Source organism: Streptomyces venezuelae (assembly GCF_008642375.1).
Lineage (GTDB): Bacteria > Actinomycetota > Actinomycetes > Streptomycetales > Streptomycetaceae > Streptomyces > Streptomyces venezuelae_G.
Map to the genome: position 1 here is coordinate 7,667,848 of NZ_CP029194.1, position 23,315 is coordinate 7,691,162.

Sequence of the window (23,315 nt, forward strand, 5' to 3'; positions counted from 1 at the left end):
CATGGCTACCCCTGACTTCATCCGTACGCTGCGCGAGACCGCCGGACACCAGCTCCTCTTCCTGCCCGGGGTGAGCGCCGTGGTCTTCGACGACCGGGGCCGGGTGCTGCTCGGCCGGCGCGCGGACAACGGCATGTGGGCGGTCATCGGCGGCATCGTCGAGCCCGGCGAGCAGCCCGCCGACTGCGCGGTCCGTGAGGTGTACGAGGAGACCGCCGTGCGCTGCGTACCGGAGCGGATCGTGCTCGTGGAGACCCTGCGCAAGCCCGTCGTCTACCCCAACGGCGACACCTGCCAGTACATGGACGTCGCCTTCCGCTGCCGGGCGGTGGGCGGCGAGGCCCGGGTCAACGACGACGAGTCGACCGAGGTCGGCTGGTTCGAGGTGGACGACCTGCCGGAGATGAAGCGCTTCTCGTACCTCCGGATCGAGAAGGCGCTCGCCGACGACCCCACATGGTTCCGCACCACAGAGACCGGCTGAACTGTAGGCGGAGACCACATCGGTGGGGGAGTGGCCCGTTCGTAGGGTGCGGAGCATGAGCGCCCCCATCAGCACCGCCCCCGGCTCCGTGTCCCACCCGGCCTCGCCCGCCCCGCTGCCCGGGGCCGTCGCCCTCGACCTCACCGGCCGCACCGCGCTCGTCACCGGCGCGGCCGGCGGCATCGGGCGGGCCTGCGCGCTGCGGCTGGCCGCCGCCGGGGCCCGGGTCAGAGCCGTCGACCGGGCGGCCGAGGGCCTGGAGACGCTGGCGGTCGAGGCCGCCGGTCTTCCCGGGAGCGTCGACCCCCGGCTCCTCGACCTCACCGACCTGGACGCGGCCGAAAGCGCCGCCGCCGGAGCCGACATCCTCGTGAACAACGCCGGACTCCAGCTCGTCCGCCCCATCCAGGACTTTCCGCCGGACGTCTTCCACACCGTGCTCACGGTGATGCTGGAGGCACCCTTCCGCCTGATCAGGGGCGCGCTGCCGCACATGTACGCCCAGGGCTGGGGGCGGATCGTCAACCTCTCCTCCGTCCACGGGCTGCGCGCCTCCGCCTTCAAGTCCGCCTATGTGGCCGCCAAACACGGTCTCGAAGGCCTCTCGAAGACCGCCGCCCTCGAAGGCGCCCCGTACGGGGTCACCTCCAACTGCGTCAGCCCCGGCTACGTACGCACCCCGCTCGTCGAGCGGCAGATCGCCGACCAGGCCGCCGCCCACGGCATCCCCCGCGGGCAGGTCCTCTCGGAGGTGCTGCTCAAGGACTCGGCGCTCAAGCGGCTCATCGAGCCCGAGGAGGTCGCCGAGGCCGTCCTCTACCTCTGCACCCCGCAGGCCTCGTTCATCACCGGCAGCTCGCTCACGCTCGACGGCGGCTGGACCGCCCACTGAGGAACACCCCGCGGTCGCGGTGGTGAAGCCTGTCCACAGGGGTGGTGCGACCACACGTTCGGCAGGTATCCCTGTGTCCATGTCCCACGAACACGTCTCCTACCTGGAACTCCTCGCGAGGGGAGCCGCGACGGAGGCCTACGACCGGCCCGTGCTGCTCGCCCGTGCGAGCGGCGCGGGCCCCGAGGCGCTGGCCGGGCTCGAAGAGGCCAAGGCGCTCGCCCTGCGCGTCCGGGCCGAGCTGGAGGGGCGGCGGCGCCGTGAGGCGGAGCTGTCCGCGCTCATCGAGACCGCCCACGACCTCGCGGGCCTCCGCGACCTCGACGCCGTGCTGCGCGCCATCGTCCAGCGCGCCCGCTCGCTCCTCGGCACCGAAGTCGCCTATCTGAGCCTCAACGACCCGGTCGCGGGCGACACGTACATGCGGGTCACCGAGGGCTCCGTCTCCGCGCGCTTCCAGCAGGTGAGGCTCGGCATGGGCGAGGGACTCGGCGGCCTCGTCGCCCAGACCGCCCGGCCGTACGTCACGGACGACTACTTCGAGGACGAGCGCTTCCAGCACACCCGGACGATCGACACGGCGGTACGGGACGAGGGCCTCGTCGCCATCCTCGGCGTCCCCCTCAGCCTCGGCAGCCAGGTCATCGGCGTCCTCTTCGCCGCCGACCGCAGGGCCAGGGTCTTCGAGCGCGAGCAGGTCGCCCTGCTCTGCTCCTTCGCCGCGCACGCCGCCGTCGCCATCGACACGGCCAACCTGCTCGGCGAGACCCGCTCGGCCCTCGCCGAGCTGGAGCGGGCCAACGACATCATCCGCGAGCACAGCGGTGTCATCGAGCGGGCCTCCGAGGTCCACGACCGGCTCTCCGAGCTCGTCCTGCACGGCGGCGGCGTCCACGACGTGGCCGACGCGGTCTCCGAGGTCCTCGGCGGCACCGTCGAGTTCACCGAGGCCGACGCCGGATCGGTCCGCCGCGCGGAGGGCCACGCCGTCCGCGAGGGCGACGACTGGGTGGCGGCCGTCTCCGCCGGCGGCGAGACGCTCGGCGCCCTCGTCCTCCACGGCCAGCCCGAGCTCGATCCCGTCGACCAGCGGACCCTGGAGCGGGCCGCGCTCGTCACCTCCCTGCTGCTGCTCGCCCGACGCTCGGCCGGAGAGGCCGAGCAGCGGGTGCGCGGCGAACTCCTCGACGACCTCCTCGACGCCCCCGACCGCGACCGCCGCCTGCTGCGGGAGCGCGCCGCCCGGCTGCGCACCGACAGCGCCGCGCCCCACGTCGTGCTCGCCGCCCGCGTCGACCGGGCGGGCGGCGCGGCCGACACCGACGCCGGCCGCCGGGAGAGCGCCGACCGGCGCCGCCTCGGGGCGGCGGCCTCGCACCTCGCCGCCACCCGCCACGGACTCGCCTCCGCCCGCGACGGCGGCACGGTCCTGCTGCTGCCGCTCGGCCCCGGCGAGAGCGCCGCCGACCTGGCCCGCCAGACCGCCCGCCACCTCGGCGACACCCTGCGCGAGCCCGTGACCGTCGGCGCCTCCGCCCCCGTACGCGCGCCCCTCGACCGCCCCGACGAGGTCGGCGTCGCCTACGAGGAGGCCCGCCGCTGCCTCGACGCGCTCCGGCTCCTGCACCGCTCCGGCCAGGGCGCGGCCGCCGAGGACCTGGGCTTCCTCGGGCTGCTCCTCGCGGACAGCCGCGACGTCGACGGCTTCGTCGACCGGACCGTGGGCCAGGTCGTCGCGTACGACCGCCGCCGGGGCACCGATCTCGTCCGCACCCTGGACGCGTACTTCGCGAGCGGCATGAGCCCGGCCCGTACGAAGGAAGAGCTTCACGTCCACGTCAACACCGTGGCCCAGCGCCTGGACCGGGTCGGCCGGCTCCTCGGCCCGGACTGGCAGTCCCCGGCCCGCGCCCTGGAGATCCAGCTGGCCCTGCGCCTGCACGCGCTCGCGGGGGCGGTCCCGGGGAAGTGACGTGAGAAGCGCCCCGTGCCGGGCTCGTGAGGAGCGCGGCACGGGGCGCTCGGGCAGCCGTCAGGCGTCGGCGCCGACCCGGGACCTCTCCGAGGTCCGCTCGGCGATCTCTCCGAGGTCCCGCTCGCGGGTCTCCTTGGCGCAGGCGATGGCGACGACGGTGAGCAGCGCGGCGGCGATCACGTACAGCGCGATCGGCGTCGAGTCGCCGTAGTCGGCGAGCAGCGCGGTCGCGATGAGCGGCGCCGGTGCGCCGGCGGCCACGGAGGAGAACTGCGCCCCGATGGAGGCGCCGGAGTAGCGCACGCGGGTCGCGAACATCTCGGAGAAGAAGGCGGCCTGCGGCGCGTACATCGCCCCGTGGAGGACCAGGCCGACCGTCACGGCGAGCAGCAGCGAACCGAAGGTGCCCCGGTCGATCAGCGAGAAGAACGGGAACATCCAGGCGCCGACACCGATCGCGCCGATCAGGTACACGGGACGGCGGCCGAGCCGGTCGGAGAGCGCGCCCCAGAGCGGGATGACCGCGAAGTGGACGGCGGAGCCGATGAGGACGGTGTTCAGCGCGGTCTGCTTGGAGAGACCGACCTGGGTGGTCGCGTAGACCAGGATGAACGCGGTGATCACGTAGTACGAGATGTTCTCGGCCATACGGGCGCCCATCGCGATGAGCACGTCCCGCCAGTGGTGGCGCAGGACCGAGACCAGCGGAAGCTTCTCGACCTGTCCGCCGGCCGCCTTGCGCTCCTCGGCCGCGGCGAGCGCCGCCTTGAAGACGGGCGACTCGTCGACGGAGAGCCGGATCCAGAGCCCGACGATCACGAGGACGCCGGAGAGGAGGAACGGGATGCGCCAGCCCCAGGAGGTGAAGGCGGCGTCCGGGAGCAGCGCGGTGAGCGCGGACAGCACACCGGTCGCGAGCAGCTGTCCGGCGGGCGCGCCGGTCTGCGGCCACGAGGCCCAGAAGCCGCGCCGCTTCGCGTCGCCGTGCTCGGACACGAGGAGTACGGCCCCGCCCCACTCACCGCCGAGCGCGAAGCCCTGGACGAGGCGCAGGACGGTCAGCAGCACCGGGGCGGCGGAGCCGATGGTCGCGTGTGTCGGCAGCAGCCCGATGGCGAAGGTCGCCCCGCCCATCAGGAGCAGGCTCAGGACGAGCAGCTTCTTCCGCCCGAGCCGGTCCCCGTAGTGCCCGAACACCAGCGCCCCGAGCGGCCGGGCGGCGAACCCGACGGCGTACGTCAGGAAGGACAGCAGGGTCCCGACGAGCGGATCGGACTCGGGGAAGAACAGCTTGTTGAACACGAGCGCCGCGGCGGACCCGTACAGGAAGAAGTCGTACCACTCGATCGTCGTGCCGATGAGGCTGGCGGCGACGATCCGCTTGAGGGAACCGGGTGGCGTCGGGGAGGTTGTTGCGGCGGCCATGTGCACCACTTCCAGGCAAGGGCGGGGACGATTCGGTGTCGCCACACCGTAGGAAGTGGCAGGTCAGCGTCGTATGTGGTGGGACACCATAGTTCACTTCGCCGGCATGCGCCCGGCCGCCATGGGGGCGTTCTCGTCTGCCGGGAGCGTGCCGCTGCGTTCGGCTGCGGGGTCTTTGCCGTTCGAGGTGAGCCGCTTCTCCCCGGCCCCGTCCTTCGCGTACGGCTCCGCGCCCGGGACCTGATGACGCTCAGGCCGGTTCGAGAAGCCCTTCGCTCCTGCCGGCGCCCCCTTCGCGGGCCGTGACCCGGGGCCGGCCGGAGCCTTCTTCCCGCCCCGGGAAGCGGCGGGCGGGGTCGCTTTCTCGCGGGGCTTCTCCTTCGCCAGGGCCCGCGCGCAGTACGTGTCGATCTGTGAGTCGCCGCCCGCTTCCGCGACGAGCCGCTGCCAGGCCGCGGAGTTGTGCGAAGGGTCGGCCGCTTCCGCCGAGCCGTGGCGCAGGTGCTTCCGGCACAGGGAGGTGAAGTTGTCGGCATGCACGGGCTCCCGAGCGGGTTCCGGCACGGCGGCGGGGCCGGGGGCGGCGGGAGGTGACGGCGGGGCGGGACGCCGCACCGGAGTGGCGGAGGGGCCCGGGCCGGCGTGGGACGCGGAGCCGGGGGACGGGGTACCGCCGACGGGCGCGGGCTTCTCGGGGGACTGGTCGGCTTCGGCGGGGAGAGGGGTCGAGGCCACGGCGACGCCGCTCAGGGAGAGCCCGGCGAGCGCGGCACCCACGTAGGTGCGCAGGGAGAGGCGGGAGGACGCGGCCGCACCACGCGGGCGCCAGTCGTCCGAGGGACGGGGGCGGGCGTCGAGGGCGCCGGAGTCCCGGGCCGCGCGGAAGGCCATGAGGGCCGCGGCCTCGGCTTCGGCGGCCCTGGCTTCGGCCGCCTCGGCTTCGGAGGCAGCGGCGGAGGAGGGTGGGGACGCGGGGACCAGGGCCTCGGTCAGAAGGCGCTCGATCCCGGGGTCCGAGGCGGAGGAGGGGACGGCGGCGGCGGGGCGCTCAGTCATCGAGTCCTCCAGGGGTCGGCACTGCGGGGCGTTGTCGGGTGGTCGGACGGAGGTCGGTCTCCTGTAAGGGGTAAGGGGAGACGCCGGCGCAGGGTCGCGAGCCCGCGGCTCACGGCCATCCGCACGGCGCCGGGGCGCTTCCCGAGGATGCGCGCGGCCGACGGGTTGTCGAGACCGACGATCGTCGTCAGGAGTACCGCCTCCGCCTGGCTTCGGGGCAGTTCGGCGAGCTGAGCCAGCACCCGTTCGGTGGCGAGGGCCTGGAGTGCCTGGTCGTCGGTGAGGTCCGGGGAAGCGGGATGGGGCAGGTCGTCCAGCGCGGTGGAGGACTTCCGGGGGCGGACCTTCTCGCGCCGCAGGAGGTCCAGGGCCCGGTGGCGGGCTATGGAGACGGTCCAGGCCCGGAAGCCGGCTCCGTCGCCGCGGAAGCGTCCCAGGTCACGCGCGATCTCCAGCCAGGCAGTGGCGCAGACGTCCTCCGCCTCTTCGCCGACGAGACCGCGCAGGTAGCCGATGAGGAGGGGGTTCACGAGGCGGTAGGCGAGTGTGAAGCCGTCCTCGTCACCCTGCTGGGCCCGCTTCACCGCCTCCTCGAGTTCTCTGTCGTGGGCCCCGCCGTCCCGACTCCCGTGTCCGGTCGCCGGTTTCTGCTGGTACACCCCTGAATCCCATTCCTCGCGTCTTCCCCGCCACCCCTGGCCGAGCCGAGTGATCTTCCCGCCACAGGACTATCACAGCTGTTCCACAGGCCGGTTGAGGGGGCGGGATCAGACCCGGACCCGTCTGGTGCGGGAGCGGCCGGGGAGGGTCAGGTAGAACTGGTACAGGGATTCCGCGGGCCCGAGGCGGTAGCGGTTCTCGACCTTGGTGAGCGGGCTGCGTATGCGTCCGTCCGGCATCCGCACCCCCACCCGCTGGCCGAAGTACTCGCGTTGGGGGGCGTCCAGATCCACCCAGACCGCGCCCGCCTGCCGCACGAGGACCTCACCGACGTACGAGCCGAGTCCGAAGAGCAGCGGCCGCGGTGTCTCGGCCCGTGCGTCACGGTCCCGGCGCAGGCCGTCGATGAGGAAGTCCACCACCCGCAGACTCGCGGTCGAGTAGTCCAGCGGGAGCGGTCCGCGGGCGGTGACCGAGCGGCGAACGGCGAGTTCCCTGAGGAGCCCCGCGGAGTGTCGCGGCATCTCCGCCGCGGTGATGCCGTGTCGATGCATGCCGGCCCCTTGGGAGTCGATGGGGAGCCGACGGTTTCGGTTCCCTCGCTTCCTGAGCGGGCAGGGGTCCGGAAGTGTCACACGTGACGCGTGGGGCAGAGTGAGCGCCATGACCACGTACAAGACGATGTCGTTCCACCTGGAGACCGAGCGCCTGACACTGCGGCCGTGGGCCGAGTCGGATGCCGTCGAGTTCACCGCCCTTCTCTCCGAACGTGACAAGGGGACCTTCACGGTCGAGCGCACCCGCACGGGCATCGCGGAGCTGCTCGCGGCGACGGAGGAGACGGGGATCGCCCTGCTGCCCATCGAGCGCCGCGAGGAGGGCGACTTCATCGGCTACTGCGGGCTGATCATCGGCCGCGCCACCCTGGACGAGCCCGAGATCGCGTACGAGTTGTTCCGGCACGCGCACGGGCGCGGCTATGCCACGGAGGCGGCCGCGGCGGTCGTCGAGGCCGCCGCGGCGACCGGGCGGAAGCGGCTCTGGTCGACCGTCGGCACGTGGAACGCACCGTCGTTGCGTGTCCTGGAGAAGCTCGACTTCGAGCGGGACCACCTCTCCATGGAGGAGAACGGCGAAGTGGTGTGGCTCACGCGCCCGTTGCCGTGAGGTCCTGACCGCCGGGGGCTTCCAGGGCGGCGATCATGTCGTGCAGCCAGGCGAGTTCGGCCCGGGACGTCGCCCGGGCGATCAGCAGGATGCCGCTGCGGAAGGGGTCGGTGACCCGCTCGGCGTCGAGCGGCCCGGTCTCGTCGTGGAAGAAGCTCGCCGGTTCCTCGAGGAAGGCGAGGCGCCGGCGCAGCACGGCGGCCTGACCGGCGGGGTCGTCGAGGTGGCGGAGGAAGGCCAGCACGGTGAACCAGCGGTTCTCGTCGCTGATGTCCAACTGCTCGGGCGTGCGCAGCCGTTCGAGCAGCACGGCCTGCCCCGCCGGGGTCAGGTGCAGGGTGTGCCGGGGTGCGGCGGTCGATCCGGGCTCGGTCTCGCGGACGAGCAGGCCGTCGGATTCCAGGCGCTTGATCGCCGGATAGAGGGTGCCGTCACTGAGGGGACGGATGTGGCCCGTCAGGGCGGTCAGATGCCGGCGCAGTTCGTAGCCGTGCATCGGCCGGTCCCGGAGGAACCCGAGGATCGCGAGCTTGAGCATGGGTCCATGGTGACAGAACTGGCGAAGGTGCGAGGTATATCGGTACCGCTATACCTCGGCATCGAGGTATCGTCGGGTGTCAGCCCACGAGCAAGGAGTCGGCCATGCGCCATGCCCCCGTGACACCGAACGGCGACCTGATCCGCTGGGTCGAGATCCCCGGCGCCGAACCCACCAGGGTCTACCTGCACGGACTCGGTGCCACGTCGCCGGTCTACTGGGCCGCGGCCGCCGCGCACCCCCTGCTGACCGGCCGCCGGTCCCTGCTGCTCGACCTGCTCGGCTTCGGCATCAGCGACCGTCCCACGGACTTCGGATACACGCTGGAACAGCACGCGGACGCCGTGGCCGCGGCCCTGCAGGCCGCCGAGGTGACCGACGCCGAGGTCGTCGCGCACAGCCTGGGCGGAGCCGTGGCGATCCTGCTCGCCGCCCGGCACCCGCGGCTCGTCGCGAACCTGGTCCTCGTGGACTCCGTCCTGGACCCCTCTCCGCCGGAGCCCGCCCCCGGCAGCAGCGGCATCGCCGCCTACACGGAGGAGGAGTTCCTGGCCGACGGCTGGCAGCGCACCGAGGAGCGGGTCGGCGCGTTCTGGTGGTCCACGATGCGGCTCGCGGGACGCGAAGCCCTGTACCGCACCACGGTCCACCGCGCTCGCGGGACCTCGCCCACCCTGCGTGAACAGCTGGCCGGCCTGTCCGTCCCCCGCACCTGCCTCCACCCGGAGGCGGACGGCGAACCGGCGGACGCGGCGGGCCTGCGTGCCTCGGGCGTGACCCTCCGGGCGATCCCCGACTGCGGCCACAACATCATGTTCGACAACCCCGAAGCCTTCGCGGTCGCGGTCGCGGACACGCTGAACGGCGGCTGACACTGGTACACACGGTGGCCGACGAAGGAGAAGGCATGGCGGAGAAGGACGACGTCTGGGCGATGGTCCACGCGGAGCGCGCGGCGCTCGTCGAGGACCTCGCGCGCCTCGACGACCGGCAATGGGAACAGCCCTCCCTCTGCGCCGGATGGACGGTCCACGACGTGGCCGCCCACCTGGTCGACACGTACCGGACGACACGCCTGGGCTTCGTGGTCGGCCTCGCCCGGGCACGGTTCGACTTCGACCGCCAGAACTCCGTGGGGGTGGCCCGCGAGCGCGGGGCCACACCGCAGGAGACCTTGGAACGACTGCGCCGCGCGGCCTCGCGGACCTCGACCCCGCCGGCGCCCCTCGACAGCCGGCTCGTCGAGGAGATCGTCCACGGTGAGGACATCCGCCGCCCCCTGGGCCTCACCCGCACCTATCCGGCGGAGGCCGTGGCCAGGTCGCTCCGCCTGCAGGCACGGACCCCGGCTTCGTTCGGCGGGGCCAAGGAGCTCCTGGCCCGCGTCCGGCTCACGGCGACCGACACCGACCTGACCCTCGGGACCGGCCCCGAGGCGACGGGCCCCGCACTCTCCCTGCTCCTGGCCGTGTCCGGCCGCCGCCCGGCCCTGGACGACCTCGGCGGCCCGGGGCTCGCCGCACTGGCGGCGGCCGGCTGAGGCCGCCGGGGTCCGTAGGGCGAGGCCCGGCGGCGCGCCCGCGTGGGGCGCCCGTCCGGGGCGTCAATCCTGTTGCCGTCCACGCCGACGGCGGTCTACCGTCGGCCGGTCCGGCGCCGCTCGCGCCCCGCTCCCGCCCCGGAGACCGCCCGTGCCCGTCCGCACCGCCACCGCCCGCGACGCCGGCTTCCTCCGGCGCATCCTGCGGGAGGCGTACAACTGGAACGGCGAGCAGCGGTTCACCGCCGAGGAGCTCGCCGCCGACCCGCACGCCGCGCGATACGTCGACGGCTGGCCCCGCGGCGGCGACTTCGGGGTCGTCGCCGAGACCGACGCCGGCGAACCGGTCGGTGCGGCCTGGGCGCGGTGCCTGCCCGAGGACCGGCCCGGGTACGGGTTCGTCGCGGCGGACGTCCCCGAGCTCACCCTCGGCGTGCTGTCCGCGCACCGCGGCCGTGGGCACGGCCGGGCGCTCATGGAGGCGCTGATCCGGGCCGCCGCCGAGCAGGCCGGACCCGTCACCCGACTCAGCCTCAGCGTCGAGGACGGCAACCCCGCCGCGCACCTCTACACCTCCCTCGGGTTCGCCCGGGTCGGGCGCGTGGGCGGCTCGGACACGATGGTGCTGGACGTCCCCGGACGACGCGTATAGAGCACGTCCGGGGCACACCGGGGAGGGTGTCCTCCGGCTCAGCGGCAGAAGGCCGTGTCCACGACCTTCGCGACGCCCTTCGCGCCCGCCTCGTCCGGGGGGATGCTCGTCACCGCGACGTTGACGGCGCGGCCGTCGTCCGTGACACCGCCCCGGGTCTCGTAGCCCACGATGTCGCCGCCGTGGCCCCAGTAGACGCCGCCGCACGACAACTGCCTGCTCATCAGGCCCAGTCCGTAGTGACTGCCCGTGTCCCCGACCGGGACGGTCGTCCGCATCTGGGCGAGCTGGGCCGCGGGGAGGAGGCGGCCGTCGAGGAGTGCGGTGAAGAAGCGGTTGAGGTCGGAGTTGGTGGAGATCAGCTGGCCCGCCGCCCAGCCCGCCGACGGGTCGACCTCCGTGAAGTCGATCGGGGTCGCGCCTGCCGAAGTCCGCGCGTACCCCTTCGGGTGCGGCTCCCGGATCGTCCTGTCGCCGGGCGCGGGGAAGTACGTGTGGCGCAGGCCGACGCGCTTCATGACGCGCCGGTCCATCTCCTCCGCGAGAGGTCGGCCGGTGACCTTCTGGATGATCAGACCGGCCAGGACGTAGTTCGTGTTGCTGTAATCCCACTTCTCACCGGGGGCGAACTCGGCCTTCTGCTTGAGCGCGATGTCGACGAGGTCGCGGGGCTCGAAGTACCGGTCCCTCATCTCCTCGTCGCTGATGTGAGCCCCGTACTCGGGAATGCCGCTCGTGTGCTGGAGGAGTTGACGGACGGTGATCCGGCGGCCGTCGATGCCCTTGCCGCGCACAAGGCCCGGGAGGTAGGTGTCGACCTTGGCGTCGAGGGCGATCCTGCCCTCGGCCACCAGCTGCAGCACGACCACCGCGGTGAACGTCTTCGTGTTGCTTCCGATCCGCACCTGACCGTCCTTCGGCACCTTCGCGCCGGTCGCCAGGTCCCCGACACCCGCCGTGTACGTACGAGTACGGCCGTCGCGGTCCTCGACGCTCGCCAGCGCGGCGGGCTGGCCCTCCCGCACCAGCGCGTTCAGGCCCTGCTGTACGCGGTCGGGCCGGGGCGTGGCGGACGCCGAGGCCGACGGCGAAGCCGATGCCGGAGCCAGTGCGCCCGTCGTCATGACGGCGACGACGATCGCCGCCGCGGCCGCCATCGCCCCGCGCCGCCCTCCCCGCCGCCGTCGCTCGGTGGAACGAGGTCCGTGCCACGTCTGCTCTCGCATGGGTCAACTCCCTGGGAATCGTGTGGAATCACGCAGCGCTCTCGGTCGCGCCGCCCGTTGGTCGGGCTGGACACGATCATGGATTTCGAGGGCTGGGGAGCGCATCGCGGTACAGAGGGAGAGGTTGTTCCCCCGATCGGGGGAGGCCGTCGGCCGGCCGCCCGTACATACTGGCTGATCATGATCAAAGGAATCCGGCCGCTGCTGAGCCGTTCCACGTACGCGGGTGCGCTCTTCGCCTACGCCGGTGTGCTGGCGAGCCTGCCCCTGCTGTCCTTCGCGCTGCTGCCCGCGCTGGCCTGGCGGTCCGCTCCCGAAGGCGTGCAGATCGTCGTGGTGCTGCTCGTCTGGTCGGCCCTGATCGGCCTCGTCGGACTGGCCCGCACCACGCGACGCGTGCTCGTCCTGTCGGCCCGCCGGCTCCTGGGCGTGGCCTTGCCCGAGCCTGTCGCCGTACGGACGTTCACGAGTGCGCCCGGCACCGGCACCGGCACCGGCCCGGTGTTCGTCGCGCCGCCGCGCGCCGACCGCTGGCGGACCCCTCTCTGGCTCGTGCTGCACGTGACGCTGGGGTGGACGGGGGCCTTGGCGAGCGGTGTGCTGCTGTTCGCCGGCCTGACGCTGCCCGGGGGATGGCTCGACGCCGAGGCCGGGCTGAGCCTCTTCGGGCGGTCGGTGCGGGTCTCGGGTGGCTGGGAGAGCTGGGTGGTGGGGCTCTGCTGCCTGCTGCTGGCGGCGACCGTGTGCGCGGGGGTGACGAAGGCCCTGAGGTGGTCGGCGCCCCGGCTCCTCGGGCCGTCGTCGGCCGAACGGCTCGCGCTGGCGGCCGAACGGGAACTGCGCCTCGCCGAACGCAACAGGCTCGCCCACGAGTTGCACGACTCCATCGGGCACACGCTGACGACCACCACGATCCAGGCCGCGGTGGCGGGAGAGCTCATGTCAGCCGACCCGGCGGCGGCGCGTGCCGCCCTGCGCAGTATCGAGGAGTCGGCCCGGGCGGCGCTCGAAGACCTGGACTACGTCCTGGGCGTGCTGCGCGAGAAGGAGTCCGGGGCGGCCCCGGCCGAGGCGGCGCCCGCCCGCACCCTGGCCGACCTGCCCGAACTGCTCGACCGCTTGCGGCACACGGGCGCCGTGGTGGAGCTGGAGCTCTCGGGGGAGCCGGTGCAGGTGCAGGGGACGCTCTCCCGGGCGGCGTACCGGATCCTGCAGGAAGGGCTGACGAACGCCGTGCGGCACGGAGGGGGCGGGCCCGTCGAGGTCCGGGTGGCGGTGACGGCGGAGGGGCTGGAGCTCGTGGTGGTGAATGCGACCGGGGACGGTGCGCGTACGGGGACGGGCCGGGGTGCCTTCCGCACGTCCGGGCACGGTCTGCCCGGTCTCGCCGAGCGTGTGCGGCTGCTGCACGGCGAGTTCGAGGCCGGCCCCGACGGGCCGCGGCACTGGCGGCTGGCCGTCCGGCTGCCCGTACGGATGTCGGCGTGAACGGCCCGGAGGTGAGCGCGGGCGCCGCGACGGGTGCATCCGTCTCACCCGTCACGGCGGACAGCACCGTCACCCTCCTCGTGGCGGACGACGACGAGGTGACCCGCAGCGGTCTGCGCACCTTGCTCGCCGCGCAGCCGGGGATCACGGTGATCGGTGAGGCGGCCGACGGCGTCGAGGCGGTCGACGAGGCGCGGCGGCTGTGTCCGGACGTGGTCCTGATGGACGTACGCATGCCCCGCCGCAACGGGATCGAGGCGACCCGCGAACTCCTCTCCGAGGCCCGGGCAGCGGCGTCGGGCGCGCCGCCGAAGGTCGTGGTGATCACGACCTTCGAGAACGACGACTACGTCACCGCCGCCCTGAGCGCAGGGGCGAGCGGCTTTGTCCTCAAACGGCTCCCGGTCCGGCAGATCGCGGAGGCGGTCCGGGTCGTCGCCGCGGGGGAGGCGATCCTCTTCCCTGCGACCCTGCGCCGGATGGTCGCCGCCCGGCCCCTGGAATCCGCCGAGGCGCTGCCGAGGGCCGCGCTGACGGTGCGGGAGGAGGAGGTGCTGCGGCTGATGGCCACGGGCCTGTCCAACCCGGAGATCGCCGGGTCCCTCACGGTGAGTCTGGAGACGGTGAAGACGCACGTCGGGAACGTGCTGACCAAGCTCGGCGCCCAGAACCGGACCCACGCGGTGGTGATCGCGTACGAGTCCGGTCTGGTGGTGCCGGGGTTCAGCGGCTGAGGCGGCGCCGGGTCCGCGGCCGTCCGTCAGTGGATCCTGTGTTCCGTCCAGAACGGGCCGAGGTCCTTCGCCGTCGCGGCCTGGGCCGCGCGCTTGAAGGCGGCGGTGGTGGCGACGCCCAGCCAGTGGTCCCGCACATAGCCGCGCAGCATCGAGGCCATCGCCGGTCCGCCCAGCTCGCGTTCCAGGTCGTGCAGGGCGCAGGCACCGCGCGGGTAGACGACGCGGAAGAACTCCGTGCGGTGGCCGTCCGCGTAGTAGGCCATCGAGCGGGTGAGGGCGGCCGTGTCGCTGGGCCACATCCCCAGGTCCTCCCAGCAGGTGGCGGTGGGCTCCCCGTAGTACAGCTGGGTCGCGTACTGGGCGAAGGACTCGTCGAGCCAGGGCGCCGCGAACTGGTCGTTGCCCACGATGCCGTAGAACCATTGGTGGGCGATCTCGTGGACGACGGCCGAACCCTCCGGCTCGGTCCACAGCAGGACGAGTCCCGGGAACTCCATGCTCCCGAAGTCGTCCAGGTTGTCGCTCATGACGAGGTCGAGCTCGCCGTACGGGTAGCGTCCGAACCGCTTTCCGAACTCGTCGACCGAGGCGACGGCGTTCCGCAGGTCGAGGGCGATGCCCTCCGGGGGCGTGGAGGCGGTCCAGTACGCGTTCAGCCGGACCCCGCCGGGCGTGGTCACCGACGTCGACCGGAAGGGGCCCGCCGCCCACACGAAGTCCCGCACCCCGCGCGCGACACTGGTGCTGACCGTGCGGCCGGGCGCGCCCGCGCGGCGGGTGGTGGTGCCCGTCGCGGGTACGACGAGCGCTTCGGGGTGGTCGAGGACGACCCGGAAGTCACCGGCCAGGGTGTGGAAGCTCTCGCCGAAGCCGACGTCCGGGTCGAGGTGCCGGCCCTGCGCGTCGCGGACGGACAGGAGGGGCAGCGCGTTGCCGAGGTAGCGGTGGGCGCCGTCCCTGCCGAAGCGGTGGACGCGGTCCGGGACGGTGATGTCGACGTCGAAGGAGATGCTCGTCCGCGCCCCGTACGGCAGTGGCGCGGGCAGGTCGATCCGCAGCGCGGTGCAGTCGACGGTGAGCGGTCCGGGGGTGCCGCCCTCGACCCTGTCGACCTGGACCGGAGACGGTCTGTCGCGGGCGCCGCAGCCGTCGGAGCCGTTCCCCCAGAGCCGTACGTCGACCGAACGCAGGGGAGTGCGGGCGGCGTTGCGGAAGGACACCGTCTGGCGGCCGGTCCACCGCGAGCCGTCCGCGTCGCCGCGCAGCTCGACGTCGTACGACGGTCGGTCCGGTGTCGCCGCGACCGGCGCGGGGCCGGCGGAGTCCCCGGGGTCCCGCGCCGAGGCCGGGTGCGGGACGAGCAGCAGGACGGCAGCGAGGGCGAGCAGCGGCGCACGCCAGTACCTGATCGAGGTCATGACAAGCACGCTAGGGTGCCCGTCGCACGGACGGGAGAGTTCCGGGGGACGTGGGGGACGGGCGGGTCATTCCGGGCGGCTGAAGCGGCGCGCGGCCCACAGCAGGGCGAGGACGCCGCTCGTGAAGAGGAGGGCGGCTTCGAGGAGGACCGGGGGCTGCCAGCCTGCCCACATGATGCCGGAGGTACCGGGCCCGCCGGGCACGTGGTGGGCGACGCAGCGGCGCAGGAGGTCCACCGCGTAGGCCAGGGGGTTGGCAGCGGCCAGCGTGCCGGCCCAGCCGGGCAGGGCGTCCAGGGGGAAGAAGCCGCCGGAGAGGAACAGCAGCGGCATCATCACCACGCCGAGGAGCGTGTGGAACGTCTCCGCCCTGCGGAGCGTCACGGCCAGGGCGAGGGCCAGGGCGGTGATCGTGAACGACGCCAGGACCATCCCGGCCAGGAGCGCGGCCAGGAGGAGCGGGTCGTAGGGCAGTCCGACCGCACCGGCGAGGCCGAGCAGTACGGCCCCTTGGACCGTGGCGGCCAGGGTGCCGCCGGCGCACTTCCCCAGGAGGAGGGTCGAGCGGCCGACCGGAGCCATGAGGAGCTCGCGCAGGTAGCCGCTCTCCCGGTCGGTGATGAGCCGGATGCCGACCATGACGGCCGGCGTCTGCACCGTCATCATCAGCATGCCCGGGAAGAGATACGTCCGGTAGTCGACGCCCAGGGACGAGCGGGGGATGAGGGCGGCCAGTCCGCCCCCGAGGACGAGGAGGTAGAGCACGGGGTGGAGCAGCAGCAGCGCGGTGTGGACGCGCTGGCCGGCCAGCCGCAGCAGGTCGCGGTGGACGAGGGCGTGGATCGCGCGGAGTTCGAGGCGCAGGCGGGCCGTCCTTCCACCGCCGGAGGTGTCGGAGACGTCGACGGAGGCAGCGGTGCCGGGGGCGTCGGCCGCGTCCGTCGTCCGCAGCGCGGAGGTGGTCATCGGCCGCCGCCCGCCGTGTGGAGGCTGCGGCCGGTGTGGTGGAAGAAGACATCGTCGAGCGTGGGCCGGGACGCGGAAGCCGTGTGGACGGCGATGCCCGCACGCTCAAGGGCCGTGCAGAGGCGGGGAATCCAGGCGCTCCCGTCGGGTACGCGCAGACCGATGCCGCCGGTGTCCGCCGTGACGGCGCAGCCCTGCGGCGCGGTGCCGCACACGACCTCGCGTGCCGTCGAGTCGTCGCTCGTGCGCAGCACCACCCGGTCGTCCCCGATCGCCGCCTTCAGCGCGAGGGGGGCTCCCTGTGCCACCAGGCGGCCGCGGTCGATGATGCCGATGCGGTCGCAGTTCTCCGCCTCCTCCAGGTAGTGGGTGGTGACGAACAGTGTGCTCCCGTGCCGGTCGCGCAGGGCGCGCAGCCGCTCCCAGACCTCGGCGCGGGCGTGCGGGTCGAGTCCGGTCGTCGGCTCGTCGAGGAACAGCACCCGGGGGGAGTGCAGCAGGGCTCGGGCGATCTCCAGCTGCCGGCGCATGCCGCCCGACAGGGTGCGCACCGGGGAGCGCCGCCGGTCGGTCAGTCCGGCCGCGTCCAGCACCTCGGCGGTGCGCCGGCGGGCCAGGCGGCGGGGGAGTCCGTGGAGGCGCGCGTGGATGCGGAGGTTCTGTTCGGCCGTCAGGTCCGCGTCCAGCGTGCTGTGCTGGAAGAGCATGCCGACGTGGCGCCGTACCTGGTCGGGCCGGGTGAGCACGTCCGCGCCCGCGACCGTGGCGTGACCGGAGGTGGGGCGGGCCAGGGCGCACAGCAGGGCGATGGTGGTGGACTTTCCCGCGCCGTTGGGGCCGAGGAAGGCGAAGGTCTCGCCCTGCGGCACGTCCAGGTCCAGGCCGCGTACGGCATGGGTGGTGGTGCCCCGCGGGCCCGGGTAGGTCTTGACCAGGCCGCGTGTGCTGACGGCGTGGACGGCCTCGGGAGCGCGGGGCGTGAGGGGGAGGCCCTCGTCGCCCGTGGATGACTGCATGTGGTCCGGTCCTCTCTTCTCGGCCCGGGGCGGGCCGCGCCACGCGGCCCGCCCCGGGCCGTCGCTCCGGCCGGCGGCTGTCCCGGGACAGCCGCCGGCCGGACGGTGCCGACTGTCCTAGGCGCAGCTGATGCCGATACAGACGGTGTTGAGGAGGGTCAGCAGGCCGACGCACTCGCACGTCGCGCCGAATGCCTCTCCGTCGGCACCGACGGGGTCGGTCTCCGGAAGAGCGTGGAGCCGGGCCAGCAGTTCGAGGTCGTTGTTCTCCATGGGGTGCTCCTTCTTTCGTTCCTGAGGGGATTTCCTGTGAGGATTTCCTGTGGGGGAGCGGCGGGTCTTCCGCCGCTCAGCCCGGCATCCGGACCGTCCAGTGCCGGGAGTCGGTGTGCCGGAGGCGTACGAGGAAGGCCAGGATTCCGGCGGATCCGTCGCTCCAGCTGGTCGAGACGTCCCCGTACTCGTTGGGGAAGACCACGTGGCCGTTCCGGTGGGCCCGCTCGCCGAGGACGAGGCGTGACAGGTCCGCGGCCATGGCGCGGTAGACGGGGTCGCCCGTGGCGTCGGCCATGTCGAGGAGGAAGTCGCCGTTGCCCGCGAGCCCGTGGCACTGGGTGAGGGGGGCGCGGGAGGCGCGTTCCATGACGGCGCGCGTACTGCGGCGGGCGAGGTCGCCGAACCGGTCGTCGCCGGTCGCCTGCCAGAGCCGGACGAGGAAGGTCCCGATGCCCGCCGAGCCGTGGCACCAGTACGGGGCCGTCGGAGGGTCCGAGGCCTGGGCGGGCCACTGGGCGGCTTCCCCGACGAGTACGGCTTCGGCCAGCAGATGCTCGCCGGCCGCCACGGCCAGTTCCCTGTGCTCCGGGCGCCGCGAGACGGCCGAGGCGTCGAGGAGGAAGCAGCCGATGCCGGCCAGGCCGTGGGCGAAGCCGAGGTAGCGTTTGCCGGCCTCCGAGGGACGGGCTTCCGCTGACCCGGCTTCCGCTGACCCGGCTTCCGTTGACCCGGCTTCCGTGGAACCGGCTTCCCCGGGGACCGGCCAGCTCACCGCCGTCGCGTCGCGCTGTACGGCGGCGGTCAGCCGGTCGGCCGCGTCGACGACCAGCTCGGCGAAGCGCGGATCGCCGGTGCGGTGCCACAGGTGGAGAGCGGCGAGCCCGCTGCCCGCCGTCCCGTGGGTGATGTCGTGATGGAGCGTCACCTGCTGCGGGGCCAGCGCCAGAGCCAGGGCGTGGTCCGTGAGCCGGCGGTCGCCGACGGCGCGCCCGGCTTCGTACAGGGCCCACGCGGTGCCGCGGCCTCCGAAGTGCAGGCCGGGGCGTGGCGGAGAGCTCGGATCGGTGCGGGCGGCGATCCAGCGGCCCGCCGTGGAGATCAGGCCGGGCATGCGCGCGTCGCCGGTGAGTTCCCCGTACCGCGTCAGGACGGCCAGGACACCGGCCGCGCCCTGCTGAACCGTGCACGGATCACTCTCCCCGGCCGTGGTGGACACGGGCCACAGCCGCCGGTCGTCCTCCGGGGTCATGGAGTCGACGAGGTGGTCCACGATTCCGGCCACCGGATCGTGGGGTGCGGCGTCCCGCGCCGCCCGGTGGGCGGCGCGGTTCCCCGGACGCACCAGGTGAGCCCTGCGGAGAGCCTCGCGCGCCCGGGCGGGGTCCCACCGCTCGGCGGGGTCGTCCCTCATCAGCCCGATGACCAACTCGGCGAGGCCGGAGGGCAGTCCGAGCGGCCGGGTGCAGGCGGCCAGCCAGGCGGCGAGCCGCTGCTCCGGAGTCCTGTCGGCAGGCTCCTCGGGCAGCAGGTCGGGCACCTTCCCGGCCAGGACGAAGCACGCGGTGGCGCCGAGGCTGTAGTAGTCGGCCGACGGCCGGACAGGCGCGTCGGCCAGCCGCTCGGGGGCGCTGAAACCGGGCGTGCCGACGCGGGTCGGCAGTGCGGTCGCGTCGTCCAGGACGGCGAGCTCCAGGTCGATGAGGCGCAGCTCTCCGTCCGGGCGGACCATGACGTTGGCGGGTGTGAAGTCCCGCAGGACACAGCCGTGGGCGTGGGCCGCCGCGACCAGGTCCACCAGGCGTGCGACCTGCGCGAGAGCGTCGGTGCGGTAGCGCTCGGCTCCGGCGTCGCGGAAGTGCTCGGCGACCCAGGTGCGCAGGGTCACGCCCGGCACCTCGTCCTGGGCGAGGAACAGGTGCCCGCCGTGCTCGAACAGCGCCAGCGGCTCCGGCGCCAGCCCCGTACCCCTCAGCTTCTCCAGCGTGCGGGCCTCGGCGCGCAGCCAGTCGCGGACGTCGCGGCCGGCGGCGTCGGCCTCCACATGCGGCCGGGCCTCCTTGATCACCACGAGGTCGCCCGTACGGACGTCGCTGCCCCGGTAGACGCCGCCCTTGTTCGTGTGCCGGATCGCCTCCCGTACGGCGAAACGACCGCCGAGCACCACCGGCCCGTCGGCGGCGTCTCCGGCCGTGCGCGCCGGCGGAGGCGAGACGGGCACGGAGGAGGGGAACGGGGAGACGGCCCAGGAAGGCGGAGAGTACCGGCCGGTGCGCCGGTCCTCGACGGGATTGCCGTCGGGGTCCTCGATGAACCACACCAGCAGGCCTTCGTCCGACAGCCTCCGGCGGCCGACGAAGGAGCCGTACCGGTAGTGCACGAGGGAGTACGCGGCGTACGGCTGGTCGGACAGGATCCGCGGACCGGCAAGCCCCGCCGTGGCCCGGTGCAGGTCCCGGGCGAGCCGCGCCGCGTCGGTGTCGGAGCGCGGGTAGACGGTGAGGAACTTTCCGGAGCTTCCCCTCGGCGTGGCCCGGGAGTTGAGCGCGCTCACCTGCTCCAGCGACCGGGCGAACTTGAACGCCGACTCCTCCGGCAGCAGCACCTCCAGGGCCTTGCCGAGGACGGCCTCCGCCGAGGCGGCCGTCGCCGACAGGTGCAGCTTCCACCCCTGCTCGCGCCGCGCCCTGGTCCGGGGCGCGACACGGCACCACATCTCGTCCGAATCGGCCGTCCAGCGCCCCTCGCCGTCCGTGGCGCGCAGGGCCTGGCCGAGAAGGCCTTCCAGATCAACTCCGGTGACGTCGCTCGTCATTGCCTGTCCCTCTCAACGGTGAGTACCGCTGGTCGGAACGTGCCCGATGGCATAGGCAGACCAACACACAGCCCCCCGGATTCACTTGATCCGGCGAGCGCACGGCGCTGCGGCGGCCTCGACGGGTACGCCCGGCGCGGACAGCGGCGCACGGAGCCGGCTCCGCCGCCGGGGTGTGGCTTCCCCGGCGCGGAACCGGCCCCCCTGGCGTCAGGACACGAGTCCCTGTCCCTCCAGCTCGGTCAGCCGTACCGTGCACAGCCCCCCACGCTCCGCCTTCACCTCCGTCACCTTCAACTGGGTCCCCGGCGCGAGGAGGTACTCCTCCTCGCCCGTGAACGCGGAGAACCGCCGGATTCCCACCGCACGCGCCGGCGTCACCTCGAACAGGGTCCGCCGGCCGCGGCTGCCGAGGAACGCCCGGGCCACGCTCAACTCGGACGTGCACGACGACACCCCCCACCAGGTCACCGTCCGTCCCAGCGGGTACTGCGACCGCAGGTCCAGCGCCACACCGCGCCACAACGGCTCCGTCCGCGCCGGCAACCCGGCCACCGCCGAGAACAGCAGGCGCAGGTACGGCAGATACGGCACCAGCCGCTCCCGGTCCGGGGAGCGCAGCACGGCGTTGATCTCGCGGTAGAAGGCCGACTCGCACGTGTACAGGTACAGCGCCGAGATCGCGTCGGCGGACAGCCCCTCCACGGACGGTCCGGCCGCCCCTTCCGCCGCCCCGGCGACCTCGGCGACCTTGGCCTCCGCGAACCGGCTCGACCGCTCGATGTGCCGGTCCAGGTTGGCAAGGACCCGCGACACCGGCTCGACGGCCTTGCGGAAGTCCATCACCGGAGTGTCGAACACCCCGGTGATCGGCGGCAGGACGAGCCCCTCGTCCTTGACGCTCGTGAGCCGCTCCAGATAGAGCTGGTGCAGCTCCATCGTCGACGCGATGAAGGCGCCCATCCGCTCCGAGACACCGCCGCCGGCCGCACCGCCCGCACCGCCCGCGTCCTGGTCCCAGCCCTTGCGCGGCAACCAGTCGACCGGCTCCGCACCCACCGCCGCCAGGGCGTCGTTCACCCGGGCGAAGTGGTCGCCCTCGCAGAAGATGTCACCCTGGGCCGCCGGGTTCGCGTGGTCCAGGTGCCGGACCTCGACCCCCGGATACTTCTTCTCCAGCCGCTGGACGACCCTCTTCAGACTGCGGGCATGGGCACCCCACCAGGCGAACACCACACCGCGGTCCTCCTCCGGGCCGTTCTGCTTCGCCCGGAGGATCTCCTCGACGATCTGCTCGGCCACGGGCCGCCAGAACGCCGTGTGCCGGTCGGTCGGCACCGCCCCGTCCGCGCTCGCCGTCAGGGACGCGTTCAGCAGGAGCACGCCCTGCGTGAGCATCGCCTGGAACCACTCCGGCGGCTGGACCGTGTCCTCCTTCTTCAGCAGGGCCCGGACGTCGGCGATCGGCGTCTTCTTGGCGATGCCGTACTTCCACATCGCGGCCGCCTTGATGAGGCAGCGCATGCTGACCACCCGGCCGAACTGGCTGTCCTTCCAGTCGCCGAAGGTGTTGTCGAACATCGCGATGCCGGTCGCGCTCTCCGGCCGTGGATAGGGGTTCTGCCCGAAGGCGACGACCTTCCACTTCTGCGGCGGATGCGGCTTCAGCGCCTGGAACGTGAGCTCACGTACCGGAACGACCTCCGGACTCCGCTTCGGACCGATGAAGCCGGCGGCTCCGTGCTGCGCCTCGATCACCGGACCCAGCAACGGCAGCCACGGCTCCCCGCCGCCGGCGAACAGCTCGGTCAGCCCCAACGGGTCCCCGGCGGAGACACCCGCCGCCGCGGACACCGCCCCGCCCGCGGCCGGAACGTTGATCCGTACCCGCTGCGCCGGCCCCGCGCCCTCGATGTCGTCGAGCTGCCCGAGCACGGCCGCCCGCAACTCGTCGTAGTCCGCGAACCCGTGGTCGTGGAACAGGGTGTGGCCCGTCCACATCAGATTGGCGCACACCGTCGCGGGCACCCGCCCCGTCCGCGCGCCCAGCCCGACGAGCGCCACGGACCGGATGCTGCCGGGCTTCGCCCGGTTCTGCAGGTGCACCGCCTGGAACGCGGCCGCGCACGCCAGTGCCACGTTCATGGTGGCGCTGACGTTCTGCGAGGACTCCCGCATGGTCGGCGTCGAGATCAGATACCGCGGCACGGCAGCCCCCGACGGGACGCACACCGCGCTCCCCACCGGCAGACTCCCGCCGAACCGCTCGCGGATCGCCCGCTGCACCCGCACCTGGATCCCGGCGCCGAGACGGCGCTTCACGAGCGCGTCGACGCCGCCGTCCATCCGGCCCCGCGCGTTGGTCGGGGAGACCCAGGCGTCGACATCCACGTCGAGGAGGGAGCCCTGCCGGATCTCGACCTCGGGCGTGTCCGCGAAGGCGGAGCGCCAGGCCGCCACCACCTCGTCGTTGACATCGACCAGAACGACCTTCAACGTGCGTTCGGCACCCACGAATCCACCTTTCTCGCACACGCTCTCGAACGTCTCCGAAGCTACAACCGCCCACTGACAACGCCGACGAACAGCGGCGAGGGGACCCGTCGTCGCCCGACGCCGGGTCCCCTCCTTGCCCGCCTGTTCGCCTGATTCGCCGCCTACTTCGCCGCCGGCTGCGCCTTCGCGATGGTGCAGACCCCGTCCTCGCACTGACGCTCCAGACGGCCGCGCGAGACGGTCTGAGCCAGGCCCACGAGCCAGCAGGTGGGGCAGCCGCGGAAGGCGATCAGAGCCAGCGGGGCCGCCAGCAGGGTGGCCGGGCCGGCGACCGGCACCAGGGCGATCGAGCCGATGATCAGCCCGAAACCGACGGCGCCGCGCGCCAGATGGCGCGGGACGGACGTGCTGGCGAAGTTCCTCCCGGGAGGGGCGGAGTGCGTGGTGCGCGCGGGCCGCGCGGGATCCACCGGCTTCACGGCGTTCAGTGT

General features: G+C 73.3%; 22 protein-coding genes. 9 read left to right on the forward strand and 13 right to left on the reverse strand.

What is annotated here, in order from left to right; all coding sequences use genetic code 11:
* Position 1 precedes the first annotated feature (1 nt).
* The 3 genes from DEJ46_RS34955 (at position 2) to DEJ46_RS34965 (ending at position 3,348) form a co-directional block, all read left to right on the forward strand.
* Entirely contained in the window at positions 2–484 is a 483-nt protein-coding gene (locus tag DEJ46_RS34955) for an NUDIX hydrolase (protein ID WP_150272836.1), read from the forward strand.
* 55 nt (positions 485–539) lie between these two features.
* The gene (locus DEJ46_RS34960) at positions 540–1,376 is read left to right on the forward strand and encodes a 3-hydroxybutyrate dehydrogenase (RefSeq protein WP_190623044.1); all 837 of its coding nucleotides are present in this window, start codon (positions 540–542) and stop codon (positions 1,374–1,376) included.
* 79 nt (positions 1,377–1,455) lie between these two features.
* A complete protein-coding gene (locus DEJ46_RS34965; protein ID WP_150272838.1) occupies positions 1,456–3,348 on the forward strand; it encodes a helix-turn-helix domain-containing protein in 1,893 nt (630 codons plus the stop codon).
* 60 nt (positions 3,349–3,408) lie between these two features.
* On the opposite strand, the gene DEJ46_RS34970 is transcribed toward DEJ46_RS34965, so the two are convergent.
* From DEJ46_RS34970 to DEJ46_RS34985, 4 genes are all read right to left on the reverse strand, one after another.
* On the reverse strand, positions 3,409–4,776 hold the full coding sequence (locus tag DEJ46_RS34970) for an MFS transporter (RefSeq protein ID WP_150272840.1): 1,368 nt from the start codon (positions 4,774–4,776) through the stop codon (positions 3,409–3,411).
* 93 nt (positions 4,777–4,869) lie between these two features.
* Positions 4,870–5,832, reverse strand: coding sequence for a hypothetical protein (locus tag DEJ46_RS34975; protein WP_150272842.1), 963 nt, complete (start codon positions 5,830–5,832; stop codon positions 4,870–4,872).
* A complete protein-coding gene (locus DEJ46_RS34980) occupies positions 5,829–6,416 on the reverse strand; it encodes an RNA polymerase sigma factor (RefSeq protein ID WP_317852206.1) in 588 nt (195 codons plus the stop codon). Before DEJ46_RS34980 ends, DEJ46_RS34975 begins: the two co-directional genes overlap by 4 nt.
* 183 nt (positions 6,417–6,599) lie before the next feature.
* Positions 6,600–7,046, reverse strand: a complete 447-nt coding sequence (locus DEJ46_RS34985) for a hypothetical protein (protein ID WP_223835330.1) — start codon at positions 7,044–7,046, stop codon at positions 6,600–6,602.
* Between the two features lie 109 nt (positions 7,047–7,155).
* Between DEJ46_RS34985 and DEJ46_RS34990 the strand changes: the two genes are divergently transcribed.
* Positions 7,156–7,659 carry a GNAT family N-acetyltransferase gene (locus DEJ46_RS34990; protein WP_150272846.1) on the forward strand — a complete coding sequence of 168 codons (504 nt, stop codon included), beginning with the start codon at positions 7,156–7,158 and terminating at the stop codon, positions 7,657–7,659.
* On the opposite strand, the gene DEJ46_RS34995 is transcribed toward DEJ46_RS34990, so the two are convergent.
* Complete coding sequence (locus DEJ46_RS34995; protein ID WP_150272848.1) at positions 7,640–8,197, reverse strand: PadR family transcriptional regulator; 558 nt, start codon at positions 8,195–8,197, stop codon at positions 7,640–7,642. The two genes, DEJ46_RS34990 and DEJ46_RS34995, sit on opposite strands and share 20 nt — an antisense overlap.
* 104 nt (positions 8,198–8,301) lie before the next feature.
* Here DEJ46_RS34995 and DEJ46_RS35000 point away from each other — a divergent pair, with 104 nt between their 5' ends.
* The 3 genes from DEJ46_RS35000 (at position 8,302) to DEJ46_RS35010 (ending at position 10,389) form a co-directional block, all read left to right on the forward strand.
* Complete coding sequence (locus DEJ46_RS35000; RefSeq protein WP_150272850.1) at positions 8,302–9,069, forward strand: alpha/beta fold hydrolase; 768 nt, start codon at positions 8,302–8,304, stop codon at positions 9,067–9,069.
* Between the two features lie 35 nt (positions 9,070–9,104).
* The gene (locus tag DEJ46_RS35005; protein WP_150272852.1) at positions 9,105–9,737 is read left to right on the forward strand and encodes a maleylpyruvate isomerase family mycothiol-dependent enzyme; all 633 of its coding nucleotides are present in this window, start codon (positions 9,105–9,107) and stop codon (positions 9,735–9,737) included.
* A gap of 151 nt (positions 9,738–9,888) precedes the next feature.
* Positions 9,889–10,389: a GNAT family N-acetyltransferase gene (locus tag DEJ46_RS35010; protein WP_150272854.1), complete on the forward strand. Its 501-nt coding sequence runs from the start codon at positions 9,889–9,891 to the stop codon at positions 10,387–10,389.
* Between the two features lie 38 nt (positions 10,390–10,427).
* On the opposite strand, the gene DEJ46_RS35015 is transcribed toward DEJ46_RS35010, so the two are convergent.
* Positions 10,428–11,615: a serine hydrolase domain-containing protein gene (locus DEJ46_RS35015; protein ID WP_411757799.1), complete on the reverse strand. Its 1,188-nt coding sequence runs from the start codon at positions 11,613–11,615 to the stop codon at positions 10,428–10,430.
* Positions 11,616–11,795: 180 nt separating this feature from the next.
* On the opposite strand from DEJ46_RS35015, the gene DEJ46_RS35020 reads away from it, so the two are divergent.
* Together DEJ46_RS35020 and DEJ46_RS35025 are read left to right on the forward strand one after the other, a co-directional pair.
* Complete coding sequence (locus DEJ46_RS35020; RefSeq protein WP_150272856.1) at positions 11,796–13,103, forward strand: histidine kinase; 1,308 nt, start codon at positions 11,796–11,798, stop codon at positions 13,101–13,103.
* 11 nt (positions 13,104–13,114) lie between these two features.
* Positions 13,115–13,837 (forward strand): response regulator transcription factor, encoded by a 723-nt coding sequence (locus DEJ46_RS35025; protein ID WP_150275035.1) that lies wholly within the window; start codon positions 13,115–13,117, stop codon positions 13,835–13,837.
* Between the two features lie 26 nt (positions 13,838–13,863).
* On the opposite strand, the gene DEJ46_RS35030 is transcribed toward DEJ46_RS35025, so the two are convergent.
* From DEJ46_RS35030 to DEJ46_RS35055, 7 genes are all read right to left on the reverse strand, one after another.
* Complete coding sequence (locus tag DEJ46_RS35030; protein ID WP_150272858.1) at positions 13,864–15,258, reverse strand: M1 family metallopeptidase; 1,395 nt, start codon at positions 15,256–15,258, stop codon at positions 13,864–13,866.
* Positions 15,259–15,324: 66 nt separating this feature from the next.
* Positions 15,325–16,224: an ABC transporter permease gene (locus DEJ46_RS35035; RefSeq protein ID WP_150272860.1), complete on the reverse strand. Its 900-nt coding sequence runs from the start codon at positions 16,222–16,224 to the stop codon at positions 15,325–15,327.
* A complete protein-coding gene (locus tag DEJ46_RS35040) occupies positions 16,221–17,240 on the reverse strand; it encodes an ATP-binding cassette domain-containing protein (protein ID WP_150272862.1) in 1,020 nt (339 codons plus the stop codon). Before DEJ46_RS35040 ends, DEJ46_RS35035 begins: the two co-directional genes overlap by 4 nt.
* 117 nt (positions 17,241–17,357) lie before the next feature.
* Complete coding sequence (locus DEJ46_RS39375; RefSeq protein WP_190623046.1) at positions 17,358–17,513, reverse strand: VenA family class IV lanthipeptide; 156 nt, start codon at positions 17,511–17,513, stop codon at positions 17,358–17,360.
* Between the two features lie 76 nt (positions 17,514–17,589).
* Complete coding sequence (gene lanL / locus DEJ46_RS35045) at positions 17,590–20,328, reverse strand: class IV lanthionine synthetase LanL (protein ID WP_150272864.1); 2,739 nt, start codon at positions 20,326–20,328, stop codon at positions 17,590–17,592.
* Positions 20,329–20,538: 210 nt separating this feature from the next.
* The gene (locus tag DEJ46_RS35050; protein WP_150272865.1) at positions 20,539–22,842 is read right to left on the reverse strand and encodes an ADP-ribosyltransferase domain-containing protein; all 2,304 of its coding nucleotides are present in this window, start codon (positions 22,840–22,842) and stop codon (positions 20,539–20,541) included.
* 143 nt (positions 22,843–22,985) lie between these two features.
* Positions 22,986–23,312, reverse strand: coding sequence for a hypothetical protein (locus DEJ46_RS35055; RefSeq protein ID WP_411757844.1), 327 nt, complete (start codon positions 23,310–23,312; stop codon positions 22,986–22,988).
* Between the last annotated feature and the right edge of the window lie 3 nt (positions 23,313–23,315).